This window comes from Peptoniphilus grossensis ph5 (assembly GCF_000311825.1).
In the GTDB taxonomy this organism is placed as follows: Bacteria; Bacillota; Clostridia; order Tissierellales; family Peptoniphilaceae; genus Peptoniphilus_A; species Peptoniphilus_A hominis.
Window position 1 is genome coordinate 531,668 of the sequence record NZ_HE978567.1, and the last position, 11,123, is coordinate 542,790.

Consider the following 11,123-nt stretch of genomic DNA (forward strand, 5'->3'; position numbering starts at 1 on the left):
TAGAAAAAGGCGAGGCATAAAACCTCGTCTTTATTATTTGCTATTTTATTTTCCAATCATTTCTCTTAAAATTACTTCGTCTGTTTCTTTCATGCCTTCCATGGCTATGTGACCAACAGTTTTTATCATCTCATCAACATCGCCTTTTACTATGCCATCTCCTGGTTTAAAGGAGTTGCCTTCCTTGGCTTGCCTGTAGGCAAGAAGGGACATCTTTAGGCTGGATGCAATTTTTATGGCACAAGACTCCTTGGCACCGTCACAAATAATTCCTGAATTTGTAGCAAGGGCGTTTGTTAAAATTTCTTTTATGAGATCCCTATCTTCATCCTTCATAAAGGCTATACCACATACAGAAGCCGCCGCTGCAGATACCACTCCGCAGTAGGCAGATAGTTCGCCTATGCCTTCTTTTATGTAAAGGCCAATTAAATTTGCAAAAATTAGAGACCTATATAACTTGTCCTTGTCGATGTCATGGTCCTTAGCGTAGATAATTATTGGAACAGAAACTGTTATGCCCTGGTTGCCAGATCCTGAATTTATGACAACAGGTTTTTCACAGCCTGACATACGAGCGTCAGAACCTGCGGCAGCATAGGCAACTAATTTATCCTTATAATTATTTTCTGCATCTTCCAAGATCATTTTGCCAATATTTGCGCCCCATGGGTTTTCAATGCCCTCTTTGGCTATGGCATAATTGTAGTCTATTTCTTTATCCAAGACATCTATTATACTGTCATAATTTCCATTTTTTGCAAAATCATAAATTTTATCAAAGGACAAGTCAACTTTATTTTCTTCAACTTCCTCTTGGTCCTTCTTTTCCAAGAGGACCTTATCATTTAGACTCTCGTAAATAATATTTGTGTGATAATCCTTTATAATTACCTGAGACTTTTTGTCAGCCTTCTCCATAATTATATCTATGTAAAGTCCCTTAATTTCGTGAACAAGTTCTATGTCAACGAGACCCTTTTCTATTAAATCATCTAGGGTGTTAAGCTTAGACTTATCAACACCAGATAAAACTTCAAGCTTCTTAGTATAGTCGCCAAGAAAAGCACCAGCAGCAAGAGAAATTTCTATTCCCTTTCTTCCATCAGTGCCTGGCACCTTGACGCTATTTACATTTTTAATAATATTGCCCGATAAATTAGCCTTAATTTTTTCAGGATCCACTCCCAAAAGAAATCTTGCGCGACTTGCACCATATGCCAAAGCTATGGGCTCGGTACAGCCGAAGGCAGGCACCATTTTCTCTCTCAAAAATTTATTATAATCCATAAAATCCCCTCATAATTTATTTTTAACAAATATATTATAACAAAAAACGATAAGCTTATCCTAATAGTATTTTTCAAACTCATTTTTTAAAATTTTTTACAATTAAAATAGGTAACTTATTGTTGTAAACAAAAATAAGTTACCATAATATTTTTGGATTTTTAAATTAATAATATATAATAAAATTAAAGATAAGAATAAAGGAGATAATATGTTAAAAATACTCTTGTTAGAAGATGACAATACAATATCTTTTGCTATAAAAAAATATCTTGAAAAATTTAAATATTCCGTAAAAATTTTTAAAACTATTTCTGCCACTGAAGGTCTTTCTTTAAATGAATTTGATTTAATTATTTTAGATGTAAATCTACCTGACGGAAATGGATTTGATTACTTGAACTATGTGAGAAGTTTTTCAAAAATTCCTATTATAATGCTAACCGTTAAAAATGATGAAAAATATATTCTAAAAGGATTTTCAGAAGGTGCAGATGAATACATATCAAAACCTTTTTCTCTTCCTGTTTTGAAAGCTCGAATTGAAAATGTTTTGAAAAGGACTGGGCATAAAACAGAAATTATTTTTAAAGACCTGACTTTAAATGATGATATTAAGTCTGCAGAATTAAGCGGCAAAAATTTGGATTTAAATATAAAAGAATATGCCCTTTTAAAACTTTTTATCGCACACAAAAATGAAAATTTGCCAAGAGATTTTATTTTAGATAACATTTGGCAAAATGATTTTTATGAAATAAATGATAATACTCTTTCTGTAACAATTAAAAGACTTAGAAAAAAATTGGGTCCTGATTATGAAAAATACCTTAAAACTATAAGAGGATTTGGCTATAAGTGGTCTGAACTAGATATTGAAGAGAGCGTAAAAAAATGAAAAATTATAAAAAATATTTATTTTTAATTGCTTTTAATATTATTTTATCAATGCTTATCGTTTGCATAAGTCCACGATTTGACATGATTACTCTTTTTTATTTTATATTTTTGAATATCTTCATTTTTGCCTTTCTATTTTTATTTGAAAGAAATAAAAATATGAAAATAAATGATCAAATTGACGAAATTATAAATTTAATTCACTCTTTAAATCCAAACAAGGAAGTTTATAAAAAAAATGATGGTGAATTTGGAAAACTTAAAGATGAAATTACAAAAATTATTTTAGAAAATAAAAATATAATTGAAAATTCAAAAGAGAAGCAAAAGGTTTTAAGAGATTACTCAGAAGATCTTGCCCATCAAATAAAAACTCCCTTAACAGGAATTCTGTTGATGTTGGATTTAATTGAAGAAGACAAAGAAAATATAGATGAATATATTTTGTTAATAAGAAATAATATAAATCGGCTTGAAAATCTGACAGACATTCTTTTAAAGTTGGCTTCCCTTGATTCTGATATAACAAAGTTTAATTTAGAGTATGTAAATGTCTTGGAATTGCTAAAAAGTGTAAAAGAGGATTTAGATTCTTACTTTGGTCTAAAAAATTATGAAGTTAAAATTTTTGGTGATGATTTTATTTTAAATTGCGATAAAAAATGGACCCATGAGGCAATTTTAAATATCTGCAAAAATGCAATTGAAGCAAGCCCAGAGAATAATATCGAAATTATACTTAGAGAAAGCAATGTATTTAAAAGCATCCTTGTCAAAGATTTCTCATCAGGTATGAGTAAGGATGATTTGAAAAAAGCTATGCAGAGATTTTATAAATCTGACCCAAACAGTCAAGGCTATGGCATTGGACTTCCAATGGCAAAAACTATATTAAATAAAGAAAATGGCGACTTAATTTATAATCGCGAAAAAAATTATAATACTTTCGAGATGAGATTTTATAAATAACTATATAATTCTTAATTATATGTGTCACTGACTAGTCACTTTATTTTGTTAATATGAGGAAAAGGAGGCAAATATGTTTATTTTACAGACAAATAATTTGACAAAAGTTTACGATGCTGAAGTCAAAGTAGAAGCGCTAGTTGATGTGAATTTTAATCTTTCTAAAGGTGATTTTGTTGCTATAATCGGAGACAGTGGCTCTGGAAAATCAACTTTCCTCCACCTTCTTGCTGGTGTTGACAAGCCAAGTAGTGGAGATATTTTTATTGAAGATAAAAATATTACAAAACTTAATAAGGAAGATCTTACAATTTTCAGAAGGCGAAATATTGGAGTTATATATCAGTTTTTTAACTTAATTCCAAATATTAATGTTAAAAAAAATATTTTGTTACCAATACTTTTAGACGACAAAAAAGTTGACCAAGAATATTTTGATGAAATCCTTTCGATTCTCGGGATAAAGGATAAGTTAAATAGATTTCCAAGAGAACTATCTGGCGGCGAACAGCAAAGAGTTGCCATAGCAAGAAGTCTTATAACAAGACCTGCCATAGTTTTAGCTGACGAGCCTACAGGAAATTTAGATAGAAAAAATTCTGAGGATATAATTTCCCTTTTTAAGCTAGTGAATCAAAGGCTTAATTCCACTATCATGATAATAACTCATGATGAGAAAGTTGCAAATGCCTGTAATAAGGTTTATAAAATGGTAGACGGAAGATTGTCTTTGTTGGAAGAAGGCTTGCAATGAAAATAATAAGTGACCTTGCAAATTCATCCATCAAAAACAATAAAAAAGATACTTTTTCCACAAGAGTTTCTATATTGCTTGCAGTAATTTTACTTGGAACCATTGTATTTATTTTAAGCGATTTGCGACAATCACAAATTAAATACTTAAAAAGCACAGTTGGAGATTATGAAGTTTCTCTTTCAGAAATCGACAAACAAACCTACGATCTATTAGAAAAAAATAAAGATATTGAAAAAGTCCATTATGATAAAATAATTTCAACTGATATAGGTCTTATTATCTATGAGAAATCAAAATATTTTCTTGAAAATATAGACACTCACTTAATTGATGGAAGAAATCCAAAAAATTCAAGAGAAATAGTTGTTACAAAACAATTCCTAAATAAAAACAGAAATTATAAAATTGCTTCAAACATTAAAATTAATGAGAAAAATTATAAAATTGTTGGTGTTTACGAAGATTTTTCCTTTTCTTTTGAAGATCCAGTTGCTTTTTCTTATTTTGATGATAGTAAGGGTCTCGATTTTAAAAAGGGTGAAAGCTGTTTTGCCTATATCTGGTACAAAAATCCAAGAGATACTTACACCAATACCAGAAAAATTCTAAAAGACTTAAATATTAATGAAAAGAAAGCCCTAGACAAGGGTCAACTTTTTTACAACGCATCTCTTTTGGAGTCAAAGATGATATTTCCAAAGGGAATTATCCCACCAAAAAGAGTTGTAAATTCATTTATTGAATCTTTTGGACTATTCTTTATCCTAATTCTACTCTTTGCAGTTATGATTTATGGCTCCTTTAATGTTTACAATAATAGAGATATAAAAGAGCTTGCTCTCTTAAAATCTTCAGGCATGACGGAAAAACAAACCAAAAAACTTGTGAAGCTAAAGGCTTTTAATATTTCAATTTTTCCCATTTTAGTTGGAACTCTTTTGTCTTACTTAAATGCTATTTTTTTGACATATCTCATGTATATTAACAACCGCATAAGTTATAAAAATATGTCTAAAATTTTAAGTGATAATTTAGAAATGAGGGGTTTTAAATTCTATACTCCAGATATTAAATCAATCTTTATAATTTTATTTTTCTCACTGCTAATGGTGTATATCTCTGCCATCGTGCCTGCTAGAAAAAGTTCAAAAATAAATATAGTTGAAGGTTTAAATGGATTAGATCCCAAAAAGAAAAAACAAGGCAAATCAAAAATTAAAGGCAGCATAGAAAAAACTCTCGCAAAGGATTATTTTAAAACTTACAAAAATACTTATAAAGTGATTTCCATTGCCATTTTGTTATCTGCTATTGCCATGAATGTTTTTTTAGTATCTGTTTCTTATAGAAACATGAACGCAAAATATAATAAATTTGATGACCCTTATAATTTTGAAGCTTATCTTTTTTCTGATTCAAGATTAAATAAAAATATGGTTGATGATCTGAAAAATATAAATTTTGTAGATGAAATTCACATTTTTGAAGAAAAAGATTTTAAGTTCTATAAATCCGATAACAAAAATTTCTTATCAAATAAATTTGAAAATGATTTAGAAAATAAAAGTCAGTCAGAAGATTACTTTGTTAGAATACTTGCTCTTTCAAAGGAGGATTTTAACAAAATTAAAAAAGAAAATAATTTGACAGAAGAAAGTAACTTTCTTTTGTTAAACAAAACACCAAAAAATAATTTTACTCCCTATAAATTTAGAAAATATATTCCTTTAACTGACTCAAAAAATAATACTATAAATCTGAGATATTATGATGGTGGAAAAATTATTAATATTAATAATTTATCTAATATAAAAAAATTCCCTTACAATTTAGAAGAACATCTAGGACTTGGAATTTATATTATCACAAATGAAAATTCTTTTGATGAGTTTATAAAAAAATATGGAAACGATCCAGCTAATCCTGCAAATAAATTTATTGTAAAAATAAAAGCAAAGGAAAATTTAAAAGATGTTTCTGAAGATGCAATAAAAATAATCACATCATATTTTCAAAAATCAGATTATTCAATCTTTTCTGACATCACAAGAAAAGCTATAGACTCTGAGCAAAGCCGAAATGAAAATCTATTAAGTTTTGGAATTCAAATAATCTTCTTAATTATTGCCCTATCCAACGCCTATAATTCTTTTCATGGAAATTTGCGAGCTAGAAAAAAAGAATTTAATCTTCTTTCCACTGCAGGTATGACTGATTCGCAAATTAGAAAAATGATAAATAATGAGCTAAAATTTTTAATTACAAGAATTCTTGCTATTTATGCATTTGTATTTGCCTTATCAGTTTTTGCAAGAGCAAAAAGAAGTCCTTATGAAGTAAATTTTGCTATTAGAGAAATTTTAATTAATATAAATTATATGCCTTTGTTATTTATTTTTATTGTAACAATAATTGGTTTACTCTTAGCACAAAAAAGTGGCATGAGAGAGCTATCTCGTGATAACATAATCGATAATTTAAAATAAATTAAATTTAAAGGAGACCTAGTCTATTTCGACTTGGTCTCATTCTTCTTTTCTATTTATTTTGCCCAGTTCATGGAATATTTTACAGCTTCGTGCCATCTCTTCATCTTTTTATCTCTCTCTTCATCTTCCATTATTGGCTCAAAATATTTTTCTACTTCATTGTTTTCTTTTATTTCGTCAATATTTTTCCAGAAGCCAACTGCAAGTCCTGCCATATAACAAGCTCCAAGCGCTGTAAGTTCTACTACCTTTGGTCTTGTGACTTCAACTCCAAGAATGTCTGATAAGAATTGCATCAAGAAATTATTTTTGCTGACTCCACCATCCACTTTCAAAGATTTAATTTTTGTATTTGAATCTTCTTGCATGGCTTCCACTACATCGCAGCTTAGGTATGCTATTGACTCCAAGGCTGCCCTTATTATGTGATATTTATTGACTGAACCTGTAAGACCAACTATAGATCCCCTGGCGTATTGGTCCCAATAGGGTGCACCTAAACCAGTAAAGGCTGGTATAAAGTAGCAGTCGTTGGTGTCTTTTACCTTGCTCGCCATATATTCTGAGTCATCTGCTTGGTCAAGTATTCTAAGGTTATCCCTCAAGAAATTAATGCAAGACCCTGCTTCAAAAATTGAGCCTTCAAGGGCATATTTAACCTCTCCATTTATGGACCAAGCAATAGTAGATACAAGTCCATTTTGTGACCTTATGAGCTGGTCGCCAGTATTCATGAGTATGAAGGCACCTGTGCCAAAAGTGGATTTTGCCATTCCCTTTTCAAAAGAGGCTGTGCCAAAAAGTGATGACTGCTGGTCGCCTATTGCCGCTGCAATTGGTATCTCGCAGCCCAAATATTTTGACTTGCTCTTGCCATAGACTTCGCTTGAATTTTTTATTTCTGGCAGCATGGACTTAGGTATATCAAAAATTTCTAAAAGTTCGTCGTCCCACTTCTTTTCTTTTATGTTAAACAACATAGTTCTTGACGCATTTGTGTAGTCAGTTATGTGAACTTCGCCGTCTGTGAGCTTATAGATGAGATAAGTCTCCACTGTTCCAAACAATAGTTCTCCTCTCTCTGCCATTTCTCTTGCGCCTTCTACATTTTCAAGAATCCATCTGATTTTTGTGGCAGAAAAATAGGGGTCTATTACTAGGCCTGTCTTTTCTTTTATTTTTTCTTCAAGACCCTTTTCTTTTAACTCTTCGCAATATTTTGAAGTCCTCTTACATTGCCAAACTATGGCGTTATAGACTGGCTCCATAGTCTTTTTGTTCCAGACAATTGTCGTCTCTCTTTGGTTTGTGATGCCTATTGCAGCAATATCCTTTGGGTCAATTCCCTTACGAGACATAGCTTCCACTGCAGTACCAATTTGCTTTGACCAAAGGTCTTCTGCTTCTTCTTCAACATAGCCAGGCTTTGGAAAGTGTTTAATTAATTCCTTTTGTGCAACTGATACTGGATTCCCTTTTTTATCAAAAATTATAGTTCTTGCGGATGTTGTACCTGCATCAAATGCCATTATGTATTTCATTTAATCACCATCCTTATTATATCATTAATGATAGAGTTTTTTGCAATTTAACTTTTTTCCAATAAGTGCTATAATTATTTTAATCTTTGCTGATATGGCTCAGCTGGTAGAGCAATTGATTCGTAATCAATAGGTCGGCGGTTCAAATCCGCCTATCAGCTCCATTTTATATGAGAAAAGCTGACTTATAAAAGCCAGCTTTTTTTATCTTCCATATTTTTCTATAATATTATCAATCATTTTTGAATCTTTTGAACTGATATTGTAATAAATATTGTTTACTCTAATAGTAAGTCCAGTCTTCACAAAGGAAATCTTGTTTCCGCTTGTAAAGTAGACATTTATATAGTTTGCAATCTCAGCATTGGTGTCCTTGTTTGCTTGTTTTCCTCTCAAACCATTTAAATCTTTTACTATTTTATTTACAGTTTTATCTTCCTTTATTGTCTTCATATTATCTGTCTTAAATCCGATTATTTCAATATAATCTACATCTTTTGGATTGATATCTACTATTTTATTTCGTGATGAAACTAGGCTCACTCCAAAAAACATAATCACCACAAAAAATATGAAGAGAACAATTTTTGATTTATTTAATTTTCTTCCTTTTCTCGCCATTATATATATAAAACTCCATTCATAAATACGTAAGCTCTTCCCCCGACGCGAACTCTATTCTCTCTATCAGCTATACTTGTATAGACCTTGGAAATTCTGCCAATGTAATCGCCCTGTATCGCTGTTAAACTCTTTTCTTCAGTGATTTTATTTGAGCTTAAATAATACATGGTTGCAGCAGTTGATGTGCCACTTCCAAACTCTTCGTCTTCACCAATTATTGGAGAAAAAGTTCTCTGTTTAATTTCTTTTCCATCCTTTGTTGTAAAGGCGTGAATAGAAATTATATTTTCTTCCTCTGAAATTTTTAGTGCCTCTTTTTTATCAAGGACGATTGAAGATAGGGCTCTTTCATCTTTCACAGGCACTAGAATGTCGCAAGTTCCTGTTGAAATTTTTTCCATAGTCAAGTTTTCGCAGATTTCAAGTCCAATATCGTCCTTCTTTAAATTTAGAATCTTTAGAATTCTATCTTGGTCCTCAAATTTTTCTTCTAAGAGAACATCTAAATTCATGTAGACATTTTGAATTTTTCCATCCTTATACTCAAGCTCAACTGGAATCTTTCCAATTTTTGTGTGTTGAATAATTTTCTTTATGCCTTCATCTTCACTTTTAATATATTCATTTTCTGCGAGAGCATAAAAAGTTGCAACAGTGGCGTGTCCACACAAGTTAATTTCTCCATGAGGAGTAAAAAATCTCGTCAAATAACGGTCTCTATCCAGTTCTCTTACAAATACAATTACCGATTGATTTATGTCTTTGGCAATATTTTCCATGTCGAGATCAGTGAGTCTCCCGTCGTCAATTACAACTCCTGTTGAATTTCCCATAAAGGCCCTATCTGAAAAGGCTGATACTAAATATGTTGTATAAAATCTCTTCATATGTCACAAAGCCCTCTGTAAAATATAATCTGCAATCCTTGATAAGTCTTCATCACCATAATATTCGATCTCAATCTTTCCGATTTTTCCTCTTTTTTTGATGCTTACCTTAGTTCCAAGTGTTCTCTCAATTTCATTTCTTAGGTCTTCCATGAAAATATCCGCAATCTCTCTCTTATCTGCCCTTGTGTTTCCACTATTGTCGTTAACAGGAAGGGAGTGTTTGATAATTTTCATAGCTTCCTTGTACTGTTTGTCGCCATCTTTAATAGATAGCAAATTTTTTCCATGAGATGTGCTGATTTTTTCTTCTTCCAGTAGTTTTAAAACTCTTGGGTCAAGCTTTAAAAGTCTAATGGTATTTCCAATATATTGTCTACTCTTGCCAATTTCATCTGCAAGTTCCTTTTGTGTCAAATCTTGTGAATCCAAAAGGTGTTTGTAGCTCATAGCTTCTTCTACTGGGTTTAAATCTTTTCTTTGAATGTTTTCTATAATTGCAATTCTGCTTGAAATTTCGTCAGAAACATCTTTTACAATAGCAGGAACGCTTGTAAGTCCTGCCTCTATTGCAGCTCTATATCGTCTTTCTCCAGCTATAATTTCGTACTTTTCATCCTTTTTTTTAAGAAGTAGGGGTTGAATTACTCCATATTTTTCAATGGATTTTGATAAATCATTTAACTCATCTTTGTCAAAATTTTTTCTTGGCTGATCTTCATTTGGAACAATGTCAGCTAGGTCAACCTCCATTAGTTTTGAAGTCTCTTCTTCTATAACTTCTCTTATTTTTTCGCTAGATGATAAGAAATTTCCAATTCCTCTTCCTAGTCCTGTTTTTTTAGCCATCTATTTCACCTATTACTTCCTTGGCAAGATCTGTATATGCCTTTGCTCCCTTGGATTTACTGTCATAATCAAATATGTTCATTCCAAAACTTGGTGCCTCTGCCAGCCTAACATTTCTTGGTATAAAAGTTTTAAAAACTTTGTCCTTAAAGAATTTTTCCACTTCTTCCACAACTTGATTGGCAAGGTTAGTCCTTCCATCGTGCATGCACATTACAACACCCAAGATGCTCAAATTTGGATTAAAATTATCTCTTACAAGAGTGATTGTATCCATGAGTTGTGAGACTCCTTCAAGGGCATAGTATTCGCATTGCACAGGGATGAGTATTTTGTCGCTTGCCACTAAAGACATCATAGATAAGATTCCCAGTGAAGGAGGGGAGTCAATGATTACAAAATCATAGTCGTCTTTTACTTTATCTATCATCTTCTTCAACTTGTATTGCCAATCATCGTATCTTGCAAGTTCAATTTCCACGCCAGCAAATTCACCACTAGATGGGATGATGTCAAGTTTATTAAAGGAAGTTTTATAAATTGAATCAATCTCTTCGTCAATGACAAAGTCGTAAATCATATTTTGAAACTCGTATAGACCCAGCCCTGATGTTGCATTACCTTGAGGATCCATGTCGACTATAAGAGTCTTTTTGCCTCTCAAAGCCAGTGCTGAGCTTAAATTTATGACGGTGGTGCTTTTGCCAACTCCGCCTTTTTGATTAAAAACTGTAATTACAACAGACATTTTTTACCTCATTTCTATTATTAATAATAACATGTTTGAAAATTTTTTGAAAGATTAAGCAAAAAAACC

10 protein-coding genes and 1 tRNA gene are annotated in these 11,123 nt (G+C 31.4%); 5 read left to right on the forward strand and 6 right to left on the reverse strand.

Annotated features, from left to right (window positions below; genetic code table 11):
* Positions 1–45 precede the first annotated feature (45 nt).
* The gene (locus tag HGPG_RS06840) at positions 46–1,290 is read right to left on the reverse strand and encodes an L-cysteine desulfidase family protein (RefSeq protein ID WP_019125320.1); all 1,245 of its coding nucleotides are present in this window, start codon (positions 1,288–1,290) and stop codon (positions 46–48) included.
* Positions 1,291–1,501: 211 nt separating this feature from the next.
* Between HGPG_RS06840 and HGPG_RS06845 the strand changes: the two genes are divergently transcribed.
* The 4 genes from HGPG_RS06845 (at position 1,502) to HGPG_RS06860 (ending at position 6,402) form a co-directional block, all read left to right on the forward strand.
* Positions 1,502–2,188 carry a response regulator transcription factor gene (locus HGPG_RS06845; protein WP_019125321.1) on the forward strand — a complete coding sequence of 229 codons (687 nt, stop codon included), beginning with the start codon at positions 1,502–1,504 and terminating at the stop codon, positions 2,186–2,188.
* A 161-nt stretch (positions 2,189–2,349) separates the two neighbouring features.
* Positions 2,350–3,159 carry a sensor histidine kinase gene (locus HGPG_RS06850; RefSeq protein WP_218915211.1) on the forward strand — a complete coding sequence of 270 codons (810 nt, stop codon included), beginning with the start codon at positions 2,350–2,352 and terminating at the stop codon, positions 3,157–3,159.
* 73 nt (positions 3,160–3,232) lie between these two features.
* The gene (locus tag HGPG_RS06855) at positions 3,233–3,913 is read left to right on the forward strand and encodes an ABC transporter ATP-binding protein (protein ID WP_019125323.1); all 681 of its coding nucleotides are present in this window, start codon (positions 3,233–3,235) and stop codon (positions 3,911–3,913) included.
* Positions 3,910–6,402 (forward strand): ABC transporter permease, encoded by a 2,493-nt coding sequence (locus tag HGPG_RS06860; protein ID WP_019125324.1) that lies wholly within the window; start codon positions 3,910–3,912, stop codon positions 6,400–6,402. Before HGPG_RS06855 ends, HGPG_RS06860 begins: the two co-directional genes overlap by 4 nt.
* 56 nt (positions 6,403–6,458) lie before the next feature.
* On the opposite strand, the gene glpK is transcribed toward HGPG_RS06860, so the two are convergent.
* Positions 6,459–7,946, reverse strand: a complete 1,488-nt coding sequence (glpK, locus tag HGPG_RS06865; RefSeq protein WP_019125325.1) for a glycerol kinase GlpK — start codon at positions 7,944–7,946, stop codon at positions 6,459–6,461.
* A gap of 88 nt (positions 7,947–8,034) precedes the next feature.
* Between glpK and HGPG_RS06870 the strand changes: the two genes are divergently transcribed.
* Positions 8,035–8,110, forward strand: a tRNA-Thr gene (locus tag HGPG_RS06870).
* A gap of 40 nt (positions 8,111–8,150) precedes the next feature.
* Here HGPG_RS06870 and HGPG_RS06875 read toward each other — a convergent pair.
* Genes HGPG_RS06875 through HGPG_RS06890 form a run of 4 tightly spaced genes read right to left on the reverse strand, consistent with a single transcriptional unit; the run spans position 8,151 to position 11,054 of the window.
* Positions 8,151–8,567, reverse strand: coding sequence for a hypothetical protein (locus HGPG_RS06875; protein ID WP_019125326.1), 417 nt, complete (start codon positions 8,565–8,567; stop codon positions 8,151–8,153).
* Positions 8,567–9,457, reverse strand: coding sequence for a PhzF family protein (locus HGPG_RS06880; RefSeq protein ID WP_019125327.1), 891 nt, complete (start codon positions 9,455–9,457; stop codon positions 8,567–8,569). Before HGPG_RS06880 ends, HGPG_RS06875 begins: the two co-directional genes overlap by 1 nt.
* 3 nt (positions 9,458–9,460) lie before the next feature.
* Positions 9,461–10,306 carry a ParB/RepB/Spo0J family partition protein gene (locus HGPG_RS06885; RefSeq protein WP_019125328.1) on the reverse strand — a complete coding sequence of 282 codons (846 nt, stop codon included), beginning with the start codon at positions 10,304–10,306 and terminating at the stop codon, positions 9,461–9,463.
* Positions 10,299–11,054, reverse strand: a complete 756-nt coding sequence (locus HGPG_RS06890; protein WP_019125329.1) for a ParA family protein — start codon at positions 11,052–11,054, stop codon at positions 10,299–10,301. Before HGPG_RS06890 ends, HGPG_RS06885 begins: the two co-directional genes overlap by 8 nt.
* Positions 11,055–11,123: the final 69 nt, after the last annotated feature.

Coding starts and splice junctions, on each gene's coding strand:
- HGPG_RS06840 (WP_019125320.1), bottom strand. CDS start 1,290: ATGGATTATAATAAATTTTTGAGAGAGAAAATGGTGCCTGCCTTCGGC.
- HGPG_RS06845 (WP_019125321.1), top strand. CDS start 1,502: ATGTTAAAAATACTCTTGTTAGAAGATGACAATACAATATCTTTTGCT.
- HGPG_RS06850 (WP_218915211.1), top strand. CDS start 2,350: ATGAAAATAAATGATCAAATTGACGAAATTATAAATTTAATTCACTCT.
- HGPG_RS06855 (WP_019125323.1), top strand. CDS start 3,233: ATGTTTATTTTACAGACAAATAATTTGACAAAAGTTTACGATGCTGAA.
- HGPG_RS06860 (WP_019125324.1), top strand. CDS start 3,910: ATGAAAATAATAAGTGACCTTGCAAATTCATCCATCAAAAACAATAAA.
- glpK (WP_019125325.1), bottom strand. CDS start 7,946: ATGAAATACATAATGGCATTTGATGCAGGTACAACATCCGCAAGAACT.
- HGPG_RS06875 (WP_019125326.1), bottom strand. CDS start 8,567: ATGGCGAGAAAAGGAAGAAAATTAAATAAATCAAAAATTGTTCTCTTC.
- HGPG_RS06880 (WP_019125327.1), bottom strand. CDS start 9,457: ATGAAGAGATTTTATACAACATATTTAGTATCAGCCTTTTCAGATAGG.
- HGPG_RS06885 (WP_019125328.1), bottom strand. CDS start 10,306: ATGGCTAAAAAAACAGGACTAGGAAGAGGAATTGGAAATTTCTTATCA.
- HGPG_RS06890 (WP_019125329.1), bottom strand. CDS start 11,054: ATGTCTGTTGTAATTACAGTTTTTAATCAAAAAGGCGGAGTTGGCAAA.